Raw genomic sequence first — 19,669 nt, 5'->3', positions numbered from 1 at the left:
ATTTAATTATTGAACTATTGAATATTTAATTTGTAACATGTCAATTATTGTATAAGACGGTTATTGCATAAGATTATGTTAAAATATAATTATGTTAAAATATTTAGAAGTTTATAAATAATTTTTTACACGAATAGGAGTGTTATTTTTTGTTAAAATCAAATATTTTAAATTTAAACAATGTTAAACATGTTCATTTTATAGGCATAGGGGGAGTGAGCATGAGCGGTCTTGCGGAAATCCTCCTTAATATGGGGTACAAAGTGTCCGGTTCTGACCTGAACTCCTCATGTCTGACTTCCAAACTCACTGAAAAGGGAATTAAAGTATATATAGGACATAGTGAAGAAAATATAAAAAATCCTGATCTGGTGGTGTATACAGCTGCTGTAAAGAAAGACAACCCGGAACTTTTGAAATGTGAATTATTAAATATACCCGTTATAGAGCGTTCTGTGCTTTTAGGGGAAATAATGAAAACTTTTCCCTACAGTATCGCCGTATCAGGTACTCATGGTAAAACAACCACCACTTCCATGGTCTCAATGATACTTTTAGAATGCGGGTTTGACCCTACCATACATATAGGCGGGGAATTAAATGCCATAGGAGGAAATACACGCATTGGAGGAAATAAGTACTTTGTCTCTGAAGCTTGTGAATACGTTGAAAGCTTTTTAAAATTTTACCCTTTCCTTGCCATTGTTTTAAACATTGAAGAGGACCATCTGGACTACTTTAAAGACATAGAGCATATAAAGTCTTCATTTTTAAAATTTATGTCCCTTGTTCCTGAGGATGGCTACATAGTTGCAAATTGTGATGATGAAAATGTCACTTCATTGTTAAAACATATAAACTGCAATAAAATCACCTACGGCATCACCTCAAATGATGCAATGTGGAATGCAAAAGATATTGTTTTTGACCATGCAGGATGTGCTGCTTTTGATGTATATAAAAACGGCAAAAAAGTCATTGACATTAACTTAAAGCTTCCCGGAATACACAATGTAAGCAATGCCCTTGGTGCAATATCTGCATGTCATGCACTAGGTTGTGATTTTAAAGGCATTAAAGCAGGTTTGGAAAATTACACAGGTACCCACAGGCGCTTTGAACTAAAAGGAATAATTAATGATATTAAAGTAATTGATGACTATGCACATCATCCTTCGGAAATTAAAGCTACATTAAAGGCGTGTAAAAATATTTCTCACAGAAAAATCTGGTGTGTTTTCCAGCCTCATACTTATTCCAGGACAAAGCACTTGCTGGATGAATTTAAAGATGCCTTTTGTGATGCTGACATGGTAATAATAAGTGATATTTATTCCGCCCGTGAAGTGGATACCGGTGAAATCCACTCTCTGCAGCTGGTGGATAAAATAAAACACTACAACAAAAATGTCCTTTACATACCTGAATTTGAAAGCATTGTACAGCTTTTAAACAAACATGCCTCTCAAGGAGATGTTATAATAACCATGGGAGCCGGAAATATCAACAGCGTGGGAGAAATGTTTTTAAGAACAAAAAAAATAATAGCCGTAAGTTAATAAGACTTCACTTTATCTAAAGTGAAGTCTTATGTATAGCCTTTTATTTTTTAATATGTTTTATTTTTACTTTTTATCCTGGTCAATCATTGCAAATTTAATTTCCCCCTGGGCAGCAACCTGGCCATCAACGGTGGCAGTCACTTTTACCTTTCCCATACCCATCTTAAAAACTAAAAATTCTGCTTCAAGCCTTAATACATCACCTGGCACAACCTGCCTTCTAAACTTCATGGACTCTATGCCGGTAAATACCCCCAGCTTCCCTTTGTTTTCTTCAAGCATAAGTCCTGCCACACAAGCCGTCTGAGCCATTGCCTCCACTATCAGCACCCCGGGCATAATCGGATTTCCCGGAAAATGTCCTTGAAAAAAGGGTTCGTTAATAGAAACATTCTTTATAGCAACCGCCCTCTTACCCGGCTCTACTTCCTCTATTTTGTCAATTAGCAAAAAAGGATATCTGTGAGGGATAATATTTTGAATTTCAATATTTGACAACATTCCAATGCCTCCCCGATTGTTTTCGTTATTTTAGATGATAACCTATACACTCTTTCATGTCAATAGATGGGAAGGCCTTATTCATCTATGTTAATCATTTATGGTTTCTGTCAATGTATTTTTGGTACTTTGTATCGCCCCTATTATATCTGATACCGTCTGCCCATGACAATCTACCACAGAAGCAAACTCTTCAGATGCTGCAACTGTTTGTTTTGCAAACACCGCCGTTTCTTCCATAAGCTTTATCATTTCATCTTTATCAATTCTCATTTTATCTAAAGATATGTTTACATCATTTATTTCTTTGGAAATGGAAAATACTGCATCTGTAATGTTGTGAAAGGATTGGTTGGTATCTTCAACTGACTCTGTTTGATTTTTTATTGATTCTTTTAAATCTTCAACTGACCGGTTTATATCTGCATACCCTCTCACAATTTTGTCCATTAACTGACTTATTCCGACTGTGTGGTTTTGAGCCTGGTCTGAAAGTTTTTTAAAGTTTCCAGCCACCACAGCAAAACCACTTCCATACTTACCTGCTTTTGCAGCCTCAATGGTTGCGTTTAAAGCAAGATGTTTTGTCTGTTTGCTAATATCACTCATTATATCAACAAATTCGCTTACGCTTTTTATAATATCTGTGAAGTTTCTTACAGATTCCGTTATCTGGTCAGTCATTTCTATCGTCAACTGAAATTTTTCTTTAAGAAGATTAATGGAATTAAGCCCCGTACTGCAAAGCTCTTTTATATTTAATGTATCTGTTCTTACGCTGTTAAAATTATCAGAAATTGAATCCATATGCTCTGACAGTTTCTTAACAAAATTTGTACCTTCGTCAAGAGCTGCAGCCTGCTGGTTTAAAGGCATGGAGATACTATCTAAAGATTCGAAAAGTTTGTTTATGCTCTGATATCCTGTCTCTGAAAGACTTTGTAAGGATAAAAATAAATCATCAATAGAATTTTTGGCAGCTGCATTCTTCCTTTTTAAATCGCAATATTTTTCTGTTATTTCCTCCATGACTGCAAAAATTTTATTGTCATAATCTTTTACCTGAAATTCTCCTATGCACTCCCTGCACTTTTCTATAAGCTTTTTATATACTTTTTTATACAATCGGTTGGTTAGAAATAAAGTTATTAAGCATGCTGATAATACTAATAATGCCGCCAGCACCCCAAGCTTTATTTCTTTTGACAGGTAATTTATAATAACTCCTGAAAAAACAGCAAATAAAATTATGGAAATCACCGCTATTAAATGGTTTTTTTCTATTTTTATTTTCCTAAACCTTTTCACATTGTATCACTCCAAATATGCTATGAAAAAATAATCATATCGCAGAAGCTGGATACTTCTGCGATATTCCTGATACATTATCATCCCTGATGCCTTATTTATAGAACTTTCTGTCATTATACCTTTCTGTTCCTGAGGGTTCTGCTAAGCTGCTTGTATAAGTCTTCTGCCAATCCGTAGCTCCTGTTTTTTGAAGCTTCTTTAACCAACTCATCATCAAGCATACTTTCAAATATTTCCCGTCCTACAGACTTTGGGATTAAATCACTTCTAAATACCGTTGCCCTCATTTGTTTGTATACCATGTTAAGAAGCAGACCTTCAAATTCCCTGCAAACCTCTTTCAGGGCTTCTTCATCCTGGTTCTCATAAGCATTTAAAAGTCTTTTTTCAAATTCACCATCCTGATTTATTTCCCTGGTGTTGTAATTGATGTTGTAAAAATTTTTATTTGTTAGATTTCCTACAACTTTATTCGCATCCATATCATTTCACTTCCGTTATCTCTTTAGGTTATTTGCTATACCCAGCATATCATCCGCTGACTGGATAGCCTTTGAATTTATTTCATACGCCCTTTGGGCTACAATAAGCTTAACCATTTCTTCAACCACTTGGACATTTGATGATTCCAAAAAGTTTTGCCTTATACTGCTTCTTTTACCCATTTGATCATCCGGAACCGGCTGTCCTGAGGCAGGAGTAATTGCATAATTGTTGTTTCCTATGCTTTCTAATCCATATCTGTTGGGAAACTTTACTAGACCTATTCTTTGCCCTAAAGAAACCACATTCCCCTCTTCATCAGTATAACTAAGCTCTCCGTCTTCCCTGACACTGAGCCTTGAGATATCAACATCAATTATTATTTCCATACCGTTTTCATCTAAAACAGGGTACCCGTCTGATGTTGTAAGCATGTTTCCAAAGTCCGTCACACTTATTTTAAAACTCCCGTCACGGGTATAAACTATTTCCCCGCCGCGTCCTGCTACCATGAAAAAACCGTCCCCGTCTATTGCAAAGTCTAAAGGGTTGTCCGTTCTTTCCAGATTTCCCATTTGGAAGTTTTTAGATGTGGCAGCGGTTACCGCCCCATGTCCTACCTGTAAATTCACAGGTCTTCCTTCACCATCTAAAACTGACGCCCTTGTTAAAGTTTCATACAGCATATCTTTAAACTCAGCTCTTTCTTTTTTATACCCTGTTGTGTTGACATTTGAAAGGTTGTTGGATATAACATCAACATTAAACTGCTGTGCTTTCATACCTGAACTAGCTATCCAAAGTGCTCTCATCATAGGGCTTCATCCTCCTGTTATATTACTCTTTATACTGGCCTTTATATTATCCTTTACATTTATATCAACTTGCACTTATATTATCCTTTGCATTTATATCATAACTTGCATTACATTATCCTTTACATTTATAATGTTTTTTTGCATTTATATTGTCTTTTGCATTCATATAAGTTTTAATTATACCCTTTTTAACTTGCTTCTGTCCTGCTTCTACCATTTACACTATTCTTCTTATCTTATTCTTCCCACTTCATTTACTGCCTTTTCCAAAGCTTCATCATGTGCATGCAAAACTTTTTGATTTGCCTCATAGGCGCGCATAACTGTAATCATATTTACCATTTCCGTTATTGCATTTACATTTGACTGCTCTATGTACCCTTGCTTTACCGCCCCGGTAAATTCATTGGGAGGTGCTCCTGCTGCTTCAACAAGGTTTTCACCTATTTTCCTCAATGCATTTTCATTTTCAAACTCACTTATTAAAAGCCTTCCCACCGTTTGACCGTTTTCTAAAATAGTCCCATCTTCTAAAACGGTAAAATCCTCACTTCCTAAAGTGATAATTCCTCCTTCTCCCATGACAAAATAACCTTCTTTTGTTACCAGCTGCCCATTAGCATTTAATAAAAAGGCACCATCCCTTGTGTACCTTTGTACAAAATTCCCATTGTCTAATGGAACTGCAACAGTGAAGAAGGCTAAATCTGAATCCGCTATTGCCATATCAAGGCTTCTATCAGTTTTTGTAAGCTGTCCCCTTGCGTAATAAGTGAAAACTTCCCCAACATCATTTCCTAAATGCATGCCTCCAACCCTGCCTGTAGGGTTGTCAGTGCTTTTGCTGTCATTTATCCTCTTTACAAGCACTTCAGGAAAGCTTTCATATACAACAGTGTCCCTTTTATATGCATTTGTATTTACGTTTGCCAGATTATTGGATATTACATCCATTTGTTTGGTATTTGCAAGCATACTCCATCCGGAAGTGTAAAGACCTCTAATCATATGTTCTCTCCTAACAGATAAAAGATTTTTAGTTATATCACACTAGTTATATCGGAAATGTTTAAGAAATGCTTAACAATATCTCGAAATTTTTTTAAATTACAATTTGGTGTCCCGGACAGGAATCGAACCCGTATTAGTAGAACCGGAATCTACTGTCTTATCCATTAGACCACCGGGACATACCATAAGAATTGAAAACTAAAATCCCAATCAATATTATTACTACTTATAGTGTGGCTACTATTTATAATTTACTTCTATTTTCAGTCTAATTGTTATTTATAATTCAATATTTATTATAACCCAATATTTATTATAATCCAACGTATCTTTATTTACAATATAAAAAATCAAGAAAATTTCACATAAAAAGTTTTATAAGCCATGCGTTAACCAGATAATCAACTGTATATCCAAGTAGCATAACCCATGTAGATACCATAAAAAACACCAAAATTTTAAGTTTTTTGTGAAATGTATAAATTACATATATGCCCCGGGTTACAATGGCTGACTGCCATAAAACAATTATTATTTTAATAATCAGAAAATAACCTGAATATATCCTAAGCCCTGCTACATTTTCTCTAAATACTATATGCAGCAAAATATATATAGGGATAATTAAAAAATAAGACACTATATATACTTTCATTAATTTAATAAATTGTCCCTTTATATCAGTTATGCGTTTTCTAAGGGCAAAATTCTTAAATGCATCAAATAGAGGCATTGCAAAAAACACTGTATCCAAAAGCCCTGTTAAAATTATAATACAGAAGGTAAGGGAAATATTGTACACCAATACTTCCGGGGGTTTGTTGAAAAAATAAAAAGGTATCCTGTAAATAAGGGACATACCCAGTTTAAACAATCCAACCAATGCCAGCCCTATATATAAAGTGTGTAGTTTACTTGTTAATTTTTTAAAATAACTTTTTGGAAACAACAGCCTGTCAATAAGAAATTTTTTCACAATAAAACCCCTTAAAAAAATTATTAAAAGGAGCATATAAATTATGCTCCTTTTAATAATACATTATTTCTGTTTATATGTCTATTTCCAAAGTTTAAAAGGGATCTTTATAGTTTTCCCAGTTCTTGCTGTGAGATATCCATATACCTCTGTTAAAGTAAAATTGTCCTTCTCCTATAAACATATCTTTACGCTCAGTTTCCCCGCCTAAATGCCATCTTAGCCATGCTATCGTTGCAGGAATTCCGTCAAATGGTCCGCTTCCATGACCGCCACCTCTCATTTCACCATACCATATTGGTACTGTTGCCTGCCTGAAGTCATTCCTTGTATTTTCAAGGGCTAAATCGTCCTCCAATCCGCAAACAAGAGCGGTGGGCTTTCTCATTTTACTTGCTCCTGTACCGTCAAGAGAACCGCCATTCATGTGAATTGTAGTTGATATTCTAGGATCACTTGCAACACCATAAGCAGCTACTGAACCAAGTGAGTGTCCTCCTGCCGCAATCCTGCTTGTATCCAGTTTATTGTAGTATGGGCTGGACGGGTTGCTGTTTTGCTGTATAATCCAATCCAATGCTGCTTTCATTTCATCTCCTGAAAATGATGATTCTTCACTGTAAACCACAAAACCATGAGAAGCAACCTTGGTCATAGGTGATTCATAATAACTTGGATGAGATCCCCCGCCTGGTCCGTATAAAAATATTGGATGTGCTTCAACACCTAAACTTCCAAGATTGGCCGGCCTGAAAACCCACCCTTTTCTATTTGGTCCCACATCTTTGTCTATCACTACTTGAAATGGACCATAATCCTCTACACTGTCAACAGGAGGCAAAATTCTGGCATTGACAGGAGGATTTGACAGAAGTAGGATCAGGTGATGGCCCAGGTCAGTATCCTTGACCTGGGAATCTATCAATAATTTCTAATATATATCTTTGTAGAAGTGTAGCATCATTAGAATTAATGATTCCGTCCCCGTTGATATCGGCATTTCTAAATGCCTCCCCTGTAAGGGTTGTAATTTCTAATATATGTCTGGATAACAATGTGTAGTCGCTGGTGTTTATAGTTCCGTCTCTATTTATATCGCCTAAATTTCCGGTTGGCGGATTTGTGGGAACTGTTCCACCGCTGAATTCAAACCAGTCCACATTAACAGGACCTGAGAATACAAGATACAAGTCATTTTCTCCTGTAACATTGCTAATATCACAGCTTAATAGTTGATATGTATCCCAGTCACCTGTTGAAGGAGCTGAAAGTGTCCCTATGCGTGTTCCTGAAGGACTGTTTAATCTAAGGTCAATATTTATATCCAAGGCACTTGCCACCATGGCTTTAAAAGATTTTGCCCCGCTTCCAAAATCTATTTTGCTATATAATACAGAATCCCCGCTTTCTATATACCCTATTCCGCCACCGCCGCCAGGAGTATCTATTACTCTCATTGATGAAGAATTAATAGCATTGTAATCCTCTGCTTCAATACGTGAAAATGCAGACCTTGGTGTTGGTGGTAGTGTTGGTGTTGGTGGTGTAGTCGGTCCGCCGCCACCTGGCTCTGTAAATCCTGCTGCACAGGCCATCCTTGCAAAATTCCACAAACTTGGTTTCCACACAGTCCAATCATGACCATAATTGTGAAGAAGCCACTCAACATGCGGTATATTATTTTTCTTACAGTAATCCACTAATCTGTTGTTGCTGAAGATTAGGTTATCTGCTGTACCACAGGAAAGAAACAGCAACTTTATATTCTCTCTTACTTTAGTCCCGCCGTCAGGGAATAATTGATTGTTTTGCTTCATAATTGGTGATGATGAAAAACCGCCTACATAATGAAATTTATCTGCATTTGGCAAACCAATATTTACAGCCTGTGCCCCACCCTGGGAAAGACCAGCAATAGCCCTGTGCTTTGCATCAGTATAAACTGAATAGTTGCTTTCTATATAAGGTATAAGGCTTTCTAATAAATCTTTGGTGAAATTCTCCCAGCCATCCACTCCAGGTGCACTTGCATTACCATATGGCAATACCAAAATAAAAGGATCTATTTCGCCTGCTGCAATGAGATTGTCAAGAATTACATGTGGTACACCATTTTGATACCACTCATCTTCATTTCCTCCGATCCCGTGTAGCAAATACATAACACTGTATTTCTTATCTGGGGAATATCCCGGAGGCAGGTAAATCCTTGCCCTGCGCTGACTGTTTGTAGCCTTGGAAAAATAATTAATATAACTTACCTGGCCATGAGGAATGTTGTTATTCACCCTGTCATAGCCTGCAGGCGGCATAGTTGGCTGTAAAGCCGCTGTAGAAATAAACGTAAAAGTGTTTAAAAATGATGCTACCAACAAGATGCATAAAAAAATACTTAAAATGCTTTTTTTCATAAACTTGACCTCCTTTTTAAATCTGTGCAATGTTTATATACCTTCTTAAGTATAAATTTCGCAACAAAATAAAAAATGAATACATGTTTCATTTTGTTTTAATTATATGTAACTTCTAATGTGTAATTTATGCCGCAACATGTATATAAATCATACATGTTGCGACAATGAAAAAGGGGAAAATCACTGTTTGCGGCAATTGGCTGCGGTACTATATTGCCGTAAAATTGCTGTAATGATAATTTAAATATAAATTTGTATGTTTGTATGCTATCTTTCAAGTGCCTCTTTTAAAGCATCTATTATTGCATTGTATGCTGGCTTTGGATTGTAATTTCTATCAAAAATCAATGGATTGTCAGTACCTGGGAATACTCCCGGAACCCATGAATATTGATCGGTAAATCCCCAAAATACAAAAGTTTTAACATTAGGATTTCTCAGGCAAATTTCCATAAGTGATTTGTAATTGTCCGCCTGTACCTGAAACGCCTGGTTTTGATTCTGGGAAGATGGTATTCTTATATCAATTTCAGTAAAAGATACCAAAAGTCCAAGATCAGCATAGCGTTTTACATTCCTCTCTATATCAGCCAATTGTTGAGCACTCATACCGTTGATAAAGTGACATTGGAAACCTACACCGTCAATAGGTACTCCTCTTTCCACCATACCTTTAATCATATTATATGTGTAATTGGATTTAGCACCTAAATCTTCTATATTGTAGTCATTGTAGAAAAGAAGTGCATCAGGGTCAGCCTTTCTTGCTGCATGGAATGCAATGTCTATAAAGTCTGGACCAATTACCCTTGTAAACACACTGTTTCTAAGGGAATTGCCGCTGTCATCCACAGCCTCGTTAACTACGTCCCATTCCTTTATTTTGCCTTTGTAGTGTGTTAATACTGTATTTATATGATTATTTATAACAGCAGTCAGAGAATCCCTTGTCCAGTTTCCATTTTGTACCCATCTTGGAAGCTGGTTGTGCCACAATAGTGTATGTCCGCGTACTTCCATATTGTTGCGCTGGGCAAATGAAACCAGCCTGTCACCGTTTGCAAAGTTAAAATTGTTTTGAGATGGCTGAAGGGCATCAAATTTCATTTCATTTTCAGCAACCACCATTGCAAACTCTCTTTTTAAAATTTCTTCGTAAATAGGGCTTGTCTGATTATAAAACCATTGGCTGTTAACACAAGAGCCTATTACTTTCCCGTTAGCCGCTCCATAGTCCTTCAGGGCCGTTCCTGTAAGAGGCGGATTTGACGGAGTTGGCTGATGTGGTGGCAACTTGTCTTCCGCCGGGAATTTATCAATAACTTCTAATATGTATCTGTTAAGTAATGTTGCGTCCATGGAGTTAATTAGACCGTCCCCGTTTAAGTCAGCAGCATCAATTTTTGGTATGGAAGTTGAAATCTCCATAACGTATCTGTTAAGCAACGCTGCATCCATAGAATCAATTACACCATCACCGTTTAAATCACCAAATTTAATTACAGGTCCTGGTCCCACGGTAGGTACCGGATCACTTCCGCCTCCCTTTGTAAAAGTAAACCAGTCAATATTTACAGGACCTGAAAATACCAATACAACATCATTTACCCCTGTAACAGAAGTTATATTTGTGGAAAGCTCTGTATAGTCATTCCAACCTCCTGTTGAACCCACTTGTAAAGAACCTATGCGTGTTCCTGTTGAACTGCCTATTCTTATATCAATTGTTGTAGGATTATCCACATCAGATGCAACATTTGCAGTAAACTTACTTGCACCGCTTCCAAAATTTATGTTTTTAAATGTAAGTGTGTTTCCGCTTTCTATATAGCCTATACCTTCTCCGCTTCCCGTTCCTATAATTTCCATGCTTGAAGAGTTGTAAGCGTTGTATTCTTCTGCTTCAATTCTTGAAAAAGCGTCTCTTGAGTTAGGACCGTTATTCTCCGGCATTGTAGAACCACCTGGACCTCCTGGTTCCACTGGATCTATTGGGTCGTTAGGTATACTTCCGCCAATGGTAATTACGTTTTTATAAACGTCTGCAGAACCACTGCTCTGGTATCCCTCTACTGTAGTAGCAACTTCATACATTTTACCCATTTTCATACCCATGCTTTCCCAAGCTCTGAAGTGCTGGCTTACAGATACAGTACCGCTTGTTTTTTTAGATGTTCTAACACTCCAATACTGTTGGAAAGTTGCAGTACCTATAATGGAAGGCTGGTTAACCCTTGTAGTCTCATAAATATCATATGTACCGCCGTCCACTGTAATCATACCCTTTGACTGTGCTCCTGGAGGACGCCAGTTACCCCAGCTTTCAATAATATAGTATTCTACAAGGGGGTCTACCGTCCATCCATAGATACACAAATATGAGTTCCCGTTTGGACGGTAGTCAGCCGCATATTCCACCACAATATTCCCAAGCTGCTGATGCGTCTTGGTTTGGTCAAATTTGCGTCCTTTACGGAATAATATATTATTTATATTACTCCATTGACAGCTAAAAGCTCCGCCGTCTTTCAAAGTCATAGAGCCTGAACCGGAATCTACCCAAAATTCAAAGTCATATCCCCCGTGGGTGCCTATTTCATTTGATGTGACAGTACGTGCTTGTACATTTGGAGCCGCTAAAAGTGTAATGCACATTATAAGTGCCAGAATCAGCGTCACTTTTTGTTTCATAAGTGAACTCCCCTCTCTTTATTTTTAATTTTAATTTTAATAAAATTTTATTATCAACCTTTAGAGATGTACTTTCAGAATTGTAATACGATAACTAGCTTTGACTTTTTTAAACTTGAAATAAGCACTTTTTAATTCCCCTAACTTCCTGTGTAGTATATTAAAATATACACCTCTCTCTTTATATTTTATCCCCTTCTTACATAAAATTCTATGATTTATATTGAAGAAAAGTTGACTTTTTTTCTTTTTTAATTTATAACATCAACAAAACTAAAAAAATTAACCCGTTTAGCTTTGGCTAAACGGGTGCATTATAAGAGCTTTGCAACCATCAAAATCAGAAGAACTATACTTCCTAACATAACAATGTTTACTATGGCATTTGCTAACATTCTGAGTTTAAAGAAGTTTGGCTTCAAATTTAACCCCACCGCTAAATTATTTAAATTTCTCTTCCCATAAACACAATTTTTTATAACCTCTTCCGCCTCCTTAATGATGTACTGGTTTTTTTTGTATTCGCTATCTTTGCTGCCTTTCTCCCCATTTTTTGAATTTCCCTTTAAAATTAAAATTGCTTCTTCAACTAAGTTTGAAGGTATATTTTTTACAATTATGATTTTTTTAGTCTCATCATATACCATACAGTTCCTCCGAAATATATATTCAGCATTAGTTTGTTTCGGAATTGTGAAAATTATACATATAATATGTAATTTGTTTAGCTCCCCCGGCTCCATATTTTTGCTACCATGACAGTCATGTCATCCAAAGGCCTTTCCCCACAGTTAGAAAGGGCTTTATCCAATATTGTATCCGCAATTTCCTGGGGATTGATGCTTTTAATACCGTCAATATAATCTATCAAACCCTGCTCCCCTTCTTCTTCTTTCATAAATGAGTCTATTACCCCGTCAGACATCATTATAATAAAATCCCCGTTTCCAACTTCTTTAGAAACAAGTTCTGTTTCAATATTACTAAGTATTCCTGCAGGCAGTGAAATGGATTTTACAACTTCAACGGTTTCTTCTTTTTTTATAAATGTCGGAACTGCACCTATTTTAACAAACTCAACCTTCCCATCATATAAATCAACTGCTGTAAGGTCAATTGTTGCAAAAGAATCTTCATCGGATTTCAGCACAAGAATGGAGTTTATCAGTTTTATTGCAGTGTCTTTATCAAAACCGGTCTCTATAAACTGCTCCAACAAGTTTATAGCAGCATTGCTTTGGTTGAAAGCTATTTGACCTGCCCCCATTCCATCACTCAAAGCCAAAATATATTTTCCGTCCCCTGTATTCATAAATGTGTAATTATCCCCGCAAACCTGTCCTTCATATTTTGGTCTTCTGGCCACCCCTGTGGTAACACTCAAAACCTCCTCTTCAACCAGTTTTAAATTGCATATATTTGTTTTATGGTTGTAAATACATTCAGTCCTGTCTTTAACCATCTTTTTGCCTAAAACTTCAGATGCTTTGTTTTCCATTATATCTATACACCTATTTTTTCCCCTGCAGTCTTTATGAAAAATATTTACCTCAAATTTTCCCCATTTATTTTCATATATTATTACATCCTTAACTTTCACACCTGCCATATCCAATTCCAATAATAAGCTGTCCTCCAGCTCCCTTTTGAATTTAATGTCTGTGTTAATTTCCGAAGCAAGATTTGATATAACCTTTGACAGCCCGTCTAATTGCTGGGATATAATACCCCTGCTCTCCCCCATTTTACTTTTCCACACCATATCCACCTTAAATAATTCGTATATATTATTAATTTGCTTTACAAATTCCACTACATGCTCACATTTCTCAATAAACTGCCCGGGTATATCCTTTTCATTAATGCAGCCCTTCTTTTCTAAAGCCTCAACTATTCTAAACATAACCTGATAGGTACTGTAAAAATTCCTGTCCCAGCAGTACATACACAAACTGCAGTCTTTGCATACCTTTTCAGCCACCCTGTCAAATAAAGAGGATATATCCTGCTTATTAGTAATCATTTTTGTTTGAGATATTTCATTAAAAGTTTTTGCTATTTCACTAAATGCCAGTGCAAAATTATTAAGTTTATTCACAGTAAGTTCCCTTATTCTTTCACTGTAGCTAATTTTGTCTTTTACTTTGGATTTATTATCTAAAAACCCAAATGTATTTTCCATTACTTTTTCAGGAATAAGTATAAAAATCATAGACGCCATAGATATATCTTTTATATGTATGAGAATTTCTGTAGAGCCATTTAAATACAGTGTAAGCAAGGCATTTGCCGCTATAAACCCAATGCTTGCCCCTATTTTTCCAAGATTTTTAAAAACACCTGTCAAAAGCCCGCAAAAAGCATAAGAAGCAATTATAACAGGTGGTGCTGCAGGGTTGGCCATGCTTATTACAAGCCCTGTTATCACCCCCACAGCTGCCCCGGCTCCGGAACCAAGCTTTGTACTGAATATTAATATTGATAAAATTCCTAATATATTTGTCAGTGTAAATCCCAAAAAACTAATATCACTGACAGCTGAAAGCATCAAAGCCGCCATCACTGCCATGCTTATTATTTCTTCATTTGAATACGTATCTTTCTTTTTTACACCATCTGATAAAAGTCCGCTGCTTCTAAAAATAAAAATTAATGAAAAAACCAACCCTGAATAAAAAATTGCCATTAATAAATCATATAATAAAAATCCATTTAAATACACCATATACATTTGTGGTATCAGCGCACTTACAATCCCTGTAACTGCTATCTTGTAGTCTTCTTTTATTTTAATGTTTTTTAATACCCTGGTTAAAATTGAAAATATACCAATAAAAAGAAGTGCAGTAAACAGCTCTTCCACAGCCCCTCCGGTTATCATTCCTGCCAAAACGGCAACTGCCATTAAAATCTTGTTAAATGTTTTTGTTGAGGCTGCAGCAAAAAAAGCTAGTCCAAATGGCATAGTTCCTTGAAACAGTGAAACCCTTCCTAAAAGAAAACTTGCTAAAAACATTAAAATGTTGGTTTTTGAAAAGCCTATGTGTGAAAGGATACTTTCCCCTATCTTTCCATAAGCTTTTCCTAAACTCCCTGACTTTTCATAAGAAAAAATTTCTGGCTTCATCTTTTGTGACCCCCTAATTTATTTTTTGGTTTTGGCGTTTTTGCACAAAACTGATTATATACAACTTCCAAAAAAATATTTGTCATTTTAAGTTGCAAAGACAGAAAATATTTATGACATGTATCCACAAAACACATCTAGAGATTACATCAGACTAAGTTAAAGAAGGAAGTTCAATATAGAAATATAACTTTGAACACACAGATATTTTTAAATAATTATGTAACATTTAGTCAAAACTTTTTTAAACTTTTTTAAAACTTTTTTAATTTTTGAATACAGGTTTTTAAATACAGGCAAAAATAAAGCCTTTTTATTATGCCGGTTTTTTGGAACATAATAAAAAGGCTTTGTACCTTAACTATGCATTTTTTATAAATAAGTGGTGGGCGCTACAGGGCTCGAACCTATGACCCCCTGCTTGTAAGGCAGGTGCTCTCCCAGCTGAGCTAAGCGCCCACACATGTGGTGACCCATAGGGGACTCGAACCCCTGTTACCGCCGTGAAAGGGCGGTGTCTTAACCGCTTGACCAATGGGCCATATTATAAAATTTAAGGCGCTGGTAGCGGCGATTGGACTTGAACCAACGACACTACGGGTATGAACCGTATGCTCTAGCCAACTGAGCTACGCCGCCATGTCACTGTTGTATCTCCAGCACGCTTTAATATTGTAGCAGATAACCTAAGTAAAAGTCAAGTGATTTTTTAATAATTTTTTTTGGAATTTGCTTCTTTTAAATTGCAGCCCAAATCCCGCCATTGTTTTTAAGCACAGATGCAAGCTTTTTTAAGTATAAAAACAAGCTGCCCAACACCCTCAAGGCTCCCTGTTGTATAGCTTTAGTTCAAACTCCCTAAGGGTACTTTTCAGTCTTTTTCTCTTATGCATTTTATTTTTAAATTTTTTACCTTCTGTAAACAGTTTTTCAATGACATCTGCATCCTTAATCACTTCATCATATAAAGACTCCTCAACCTTTTTATTTGCATGATTTCTTATAGCCCGGCATATAATTTCAATTTCCTCCTCATTAAAGCTATTTAAGTTTGTCAATACTTCTTTTGCTATTTTCTCACCTTCTATACAGTGACTATAACTGTTTTCTTTATCTGTATCTGTTTCCAATTCTTTTGTTTTTAATTTACCTATGTCATGTAAAATTCCAATAATAAATGCCAACTCCATATCAAGTCCCCTGACCTTTGCAATTGCAGCTGAAAGATATGCCACCCCATATGTGTGCAGCAAATATTTTAAAAAGGGTTTTTGAGGCTCCTTTTCGCCTTTTTCAAAATATTCATTTACTGCCTTTATTACTTTAAGTACCCTGTCCATAATTAAACCCTCTCATATTTTTAAAATTATTTGTTTTAATTTTACTACCATATATTTTCCCACATATTAATAAAATATAGATTATTTAATATTTAGTTTTAAAAACATTTAACTATTCTAATTATATCAAAAATGGAAAATTAAATCTAAAATATTCTGCCTTAAGCACTTGGAGATTTTAGATAAAAGTGCTACAATGTATAGTGTATAAAGAAAATTTACATGACAGGATTACACTTTAAAATTAAAAAAGGGGTTATGGTTATGAAATTGAAAAAGATTTCTCTAATTTTAATAGGCATCATTCTTGTTATTTCAATGTCAGCATGTAGCAATAAACATGAAACTGACACTATTTCGGGAACACTTAGGAACATTAGTTTTGATGATAACAATCAAGCAAAACATGTCTTTTTGACCCAATATTTAGAAGAGTCAGATGAGTATGCCACATTTGCTTTTTCCGTATCTGAAAAAACAAAATTTTTAAATAGTAGTGGTGAAAGCATCTCTCCTGATTCACTTGAAGAAGACGTAAAAATAGAAATTGTTTTTTACAAAACTGACGCTGAATCTTTTACGGCTGAAGCAGCAGAAATAAGAGTTTTAGACTAATTAATAACTGTGATTTCTAACTGTAAAAGTAATTATAAAAGACTTTATTTGTACCCTATTAAAGCATTTTAACTTTAATAGGGTATTTTTATATTTTGTGTGCTTGATTTTTTTAAAATAGTATATAATATATAGAAATTTTCTAAATTTTTATGCACAAATACAATAGAAATGTTAACGTTTCTGATATAAAATGTATATATTCAATATATTGTCTATTTTTAAATTTATTTTTAAGGGAGCAAGGAAAAATAATGGATAACAGTGTAGACATTAAAGATCCTAATAGTTATACAAAAAGGCTGGACTATTTAGCTGAAAAATTAGAAAAGACAAAAGAATGCAGAGAAATTAACAACCGCTACTCTAAACTATACAAAGCATTGGAAAACATCATTCCTGAAGATAAACAGAATCTGATAAGGCAGCTAGATGATACATATATGGAGCTATTGATACTTCACGAATATTACTTTTACATACACGGTCATAAGGACAGACCTGAATTTCAAGGAATCTTCAAAAAAATAAAGAACTGGCTGTTTGGAATTAAAGGTGTAAAATAAAATTTCAGTTAAAATTGCAATTTTGCTTCTTTGAATATTTTTAAATTAATAAAACCCTAGAGCCTTTTGACTCTAGGGTTTATTTTTCTTGGTTGCGGGAGAGGGATTTGAACCCCCGACCTTCGGGTTATGAGCCCGACGAGCTACCGGACTGCTCCATCCCGCGATGTCATTGGTGCCGGAGACCGGAATCGAACCGGTACGGGAATTTGATTTCCCGCAGGATTTTAAGTCCTGTGCGTCTGCCTGTTCCGCCACTCCGGCTTAAACACACTACTTCGATATGACTATATCAGTATAATACATGTTTTAATAAATGTCAATAGTTTTTTTGATGTTATTTTTTGTACATAATAATATCATGTACAAAACCTATAATATTATATCACATAATTAAGATATCACAAGGTAAAGGATGTATGTATATGCAAAAAACTCTTATATTTGATTTTGATGGAACAATAGTTGATTCAACAGATTCTGTAGTTGAAATGTACAATCTGCTTGCCGGTGAATACAACTACAAAAAAATAACCCCTGACGATTTTTCTACCTTAAAGAAAATGTCAGTTATTAAAAAATGTGAATACCTTTCCATCCCCATTTATAGAATACCTTTTTTATACCGTAAGGCAAAAAACAAGTTTAAAAATCACTTTCCTGATGTTAAAGTCTTTAAAGGAATGAAAGAAGTTATTGAAACTTTAAAAAAAAATAATTATAACATTAATATTATATCTTCAAATTCAGAGGATATAATAAAAGAAGTATTAAAGAAAAATGGAATTGACGTGTTTAATAAAATCCATTCATCTAAAAATCTTTTTGGAAAACATCTGACTATAAACTCATTTATTGAGCAAAATAATCTTAAAAAAGAAGATGTTATTTACATAGGTGATGAGGAAAGAGATATTGTGGCTTGTAAAAAATGCAAAATTAGTATTATTGCTGTTACATGGGGATTTGACTCAAAAGAACTTCTTGAAAGCAAAAATCCTGATTACTTAGCTGATACACCGGAAAAACTCCTTGAAATTATAACAGGGCTATAAACAAGTTTTATAAAAGTTATAAAATAAATAAAGTTACTGCCGCTGCAGCTACTGCTGTAATATTATTTGTGATATCATTATAATAAACTATTTAGTAAAAGGAGGCCAACTATGAAATACAGAGTTCTTGGAAAGACGGGTTATAAAGTTTCTGAAGTATCTTTTGGTGCATGGGCAATAGGAGGAACCTGGGGCAGCGTTGATGACAATACAAGTATGAAAGCCTTGGAAAAGGCTCTTGAAGTGGGAATTAATTTCTTTGACACCGCAGATGTTTACGGCGACGGCAGAAGTGAGAGACTGCTTTCTAAGCTTTCTAAAAGCACAAAGGAAAAATTTTATATAGCAACCAAAGCAGGAAGACGGTTAAATCCTCATACAGCTGAAGGCTATACAAAGGAAAATATTGAAAACTTTATAGACAGAAGCCTTAAAAATCTTGATGTTGAGAAAATTGACCTTTTACAGCTTCACTGCCCCCCAACGGAAGTTTACGACAACGAAGAACTCTTTTACGGTATGGATGAAATTGTGAAAAAGGGCAAAATTGCTTATTATGGTGTAAGTGTAGAAACTGTGGATGAGGCTTTAAAAGCAATAACCTACCCTAATGTAAGTACCGTTCAGATAATATACAATATGTTCAGGCATAAGCCCAATGAAGTGTTTTTCAAAAAAGCAAAGGAAAACAATGTAGGTATAATTGTACGCGTTCCTTTAGCCAGCGGGCTTCTTACCGGAAAAATGACAAAGGACACCACTTTTGAAGATGATGACCACAGGAAATTCAACCGGAAAGGGGAAGCCTTTGACAGGGGCGAAACTTTTTCCGGAGTAGATTTTGAATTAGGACTAAAAGCCGTTGAAGAACTTTCTAAAATAAAGCCTGAAGGTTATACAATGGCACAGTTTGCCCTTAAGTGGATTCTTATGGAGGACGCTGTAAGCTGCACTATACCTGGAGGTAAAACCCCGGAACAGGTAATGCAAAATGCCGCTTCATCAGACATGCCCGATTTGTCAGCAGAGCAAATGGAAGCGGTGAAGAATATATACGACAAATACATCAAGGACAGTGTTCACCATCTGTGGTAAAAATTTTGATTTTAAAAGGTGTTGTTGAAAATAGCCCTTCAACAACACCTTTGTCTTTATACCGTCTCTTATATTTCTATATGCAATATACTATATTTTTTATC

At 35.4% G+C, this 19,669-nt stretch carries 17 protein-coding genes and 6 tRNA genes; 5 read left to right on the top strand and 18 right to left on the bottom strand.

Annotated features, from left to right (window positions below; genetic code table 11):
• The first annotated feature begins 149 nt into the window (after positions 1-149).
• Complete coding sequence (murC, locus tag HVS_RS00515; protein WP_101298529.1) at positions 150-1,559, top strand: UDP-N-acetylmuramate--L-alanine ligase; 1,410 nt, start codon at positions 150-152, stop codon at positions 1,557-1,559.
• A 66-nt stretch (positions 1,560-1,625) separates the two neighbouring features.
• Here the strand turns inward: murC and fabZ are convergent, their stop codons facing one another.
• The 16 genes from fabZ to HVS_RS00435 all read right to left on the bottom strand — a co-directional run bounded on the left by fabZ (position 1,626) and on the right by HVS_RS00435 (position 16,234).
• The gene (fabZ, locus tag HVS_RS00510; RefSeq protein WP_101298528.1) at positions 1,626-2,063 is read right to left on the bottom strand and encodes a 3-hydroxyacyl-ACP dehydratase FabZ; all 438 of its coding nucleotides are present in this window, start codon (positions 2,061-2,063) and stop codon (positions 1,626-1,628) included.
• A 90-nt stretch (positions 2,064-2,153) separates the two neighbouring features.
• Positions 2,154-3,371: a methyl-accepting chemotaxis protein gene (locus HVS_RS00505; RefSeq protein ID WP_101298527.1), complete on the bottom strand. Its 1,218-nt coding sequence runs from the start codon at positions 3,369-3,371 to the stop codon at positions 2,154-2,156.
• A gap of 116 nt (positions 3,372-3,487) precedes the next feature.
• A complete protein-coding gene (locus HVS_RS00500; protein ID WP_101298526.1) occupies positions 3,488-3,856 on the bottom strand; it encodes a rod-binding protein in 369 nt (122 codons plus the stop codon).
• Between the two features lie 15 nt (positions 3,857-3,871).
• The gene (flgG, locus tag HVS_RS00495) at positions 3,872-4,672 is read right to left on the bottom strand and encodes a flagellar basal-body rod protein FlgG (protein WP_101298525.1); all 801 of its coding nucleotides are present in this window, start codon (positions 4,670-4,672) and stop codon (positions 3,872-3,874) included.
• Between the two features lie 234 nt (positions 4,673-4,906).
• A complete protein-coding gene (locus HVS_RS00490; protein WP_101298524.1) occupies positions 4,907-5,683 on the bottom strand; it encodes a flagellar hook-basal body protein in 777 nt (258 codons plus the stop codon).
• Positions 5,684-5,790: 107 nt separating this feature from the next.
• Positions 5,791-5,865, bottom strand: a tRNA-Arg gene (locus HVS_RS00485).
• A 182-nt stretch (positions 5,866-6,047) separates the two neighbouring features.
• A complete protein-coding gene (locus HVS_RS00480; protein WP_235827392.1) occupies positions 6,048-6,662 on the bottom strand; it encodes a hypothetical protein in 615 nt (204 codons plus the stop codon).
• 94 nt (positions 6,663-6,756) lie between these two features.
• On the bottom strand, positions 6,757-7,458 hold the full coding sequence (locus HVS_RS00475) for a poly(ethylene terephthalate) hydrolase family protein (RefSeq protein ID WP_207654790.1): 702 nt from the start codon (positions 7,456-7,458) through the stop codon (positions 6,757-6,759).
• A gap of 100 nt (positions 7,459-7,558) precedes the next feature.
• Positions 7,559-9,073, bottom strand: a complete 1,515-nt coding sequence (locus HVS_RS00470) for a carbohydrate-binding protein (protein WP_101298521.1) — start codon at positions 9,071-9,073, stop codon at positions 7,559-7,561.
• A 270-nt stretch (positions 9,074-9,343) separates the two neighbouring features.
• On the bottom strand, positions 9,344-11,767 hold the full coding sequence (locus tag HVS_RS00465; RefSeq protein WP_101298520.1) for an endo-1,4-beta-xylanase: 2,424 nt from the start codon (positions 11,765-11,767) through the stop codon (positions 9,344-9,346).
• A gap of 314 nt (positions 11,768-12,081) precedes the next feature.
• Positions 12,082-12,414 carry a hypothetical protein gene (locus tag HVS_RS00460; RefSeq protein ID WP_101298519.1) on the bottom strand — a complete coding sequence of 111 codons (333 nt, stop codon included), beginning with the start codon at positions 12,412-12,414 and terminating at the stop codon, positions 12,082-12,084.
• A gap of 77 nt (positions 12,415-12,491) precedes the next feature.
• The gene (gene spoIIE, locus HVS_RS00455; protein WP_101298518.1) at positions 12,492-14,894 is read right to left on the bottom strand and encodes a stage II sporulation protein E; all 2,403 of its coding nucleotides are present in this window, start codon (positions 14,892-14,894) and stop codon (positions 12,492-12,494) included.
• A gap of 383 nt (positions 14,895-15,277) precedes the next feature.
• Positions 15,278-15,353, bottom strand: a tRNA-Val gene (locus tag HVS_RS00450).
• Between the two features lie 7 nt (positions 15,354-15,360).
• Positions 15,361-15,435 (bottom strand) — tRNA-Glu (locus HVS_RS00445).
• 21 nt (positions 15,436-15,456) lie between these two features.
• Positions 15,457-15,533: transfer RNA gene (locus HVS_RS00440), tRNA-Met, on the bottom strand.
• A 182-nt stretch (positions 15,534-15,715) separates the two neighbouring features.
• Positions 15,716-16,234 carry an HD domain-containing protein gene (locus HVS_RS00435; protein WP_101298517.1) on the bottom strand — a complete coding sequence of 173 codons (519 nt, stop codon included), beginning with the start codon at positions 16,232-16,234 and terminating at the stop codon, positions 15,716-15,718.
• Positions 16,235-16,498: 264 nt separating this feature from the next.
• Between HVS_RS00435 and HVS_RS00430 the strand changes: the two genes are divergently transcribed.
• Positions 16,499-16,849: a hypothetical protein gene (locus HVS_RS00430; RefSeq protein WP_101298516.1), complete on the top strand. Its 351-nt coding sequence runs from the start codon at positions 16,499-16,501 to the stop codon at positions 16,847-16,849.
• 254 nt (positions 16,850-17,103) lie between these two features.
• The gene (locus HVS_RS00425) at positions 17,104-17,415 is read left to right on the top strand and encodes a hypothetical protein (RefSeq protein ID WP_101298515.1); all 312 of its coding nucleotides are present in this window, start codon (positions 17,104-17,106) and stop codon (positions 17,413-17,415) included.
• A gap of 89 nt (positions 17,416-17,504) precedes the next feature.
• Here HVS_RS00425 and HVS_RS00420 read toward each other — a convergent pair.
• Both HVS_RS00420 and HVS_RS00415 read right to left on the bottom strand, forming a co-directional pair.
• Positions 17,505-17,581 (bottom strand) — tRNA-Met (locus HVS_RS00420).
• Between the two features lie 7 nt (positions 17,582-17,588).
• Positions 17,589-17,679, bottom strand: a tRNA-Leu gene (locus HVS_RS00415).
• A gap of 161 nt (positions 17,680-17,840) precedes the next feature.
• On the opposite strand from HVS_RS00415, the gene HVS_RS00410 reads away from it, so the two are divergent.
• Positions 17,841-18,470 (top strand): HAD-IA family hydrolase, encoded by a 630-nt coding sequence (locus HVS_RS00410; protein WP_101298514.1) that lies wholly within the window; start codon positions 17,841-17,843, stop codon positions 18,468-18,470.
• A gap of 111 nt (positions 18,471-18,581) precedes the next feature.
• Entirely contained in the window at positions 18,582-19,565 is a 984-nt protein-coding gene (locus HVS_RS00405; protein ID WP_101298513.1) for an aldo/keto reductase, read from the top strand.
• The last annotated feature ends 104 nt before the right edge of the window (positions 19,566-19,669 follow it).

Origin of the sequence: Acetivibrio saccincola, from assembly GCF_002844395.1 — a bacterium.
In the GTDB taxonomy this organism is placed as follows: Bacteria; Bacillota; Clostridia; order Acetivibrionales; family Acetivibrionaceae; genus Herbivorax; species Herbivorax saccincola.
The sequence above is the reverse complement of the archived record's forward strand: the minus strand, read 5'-3'. Positions and strand labels throughout refer to the sequence as shown.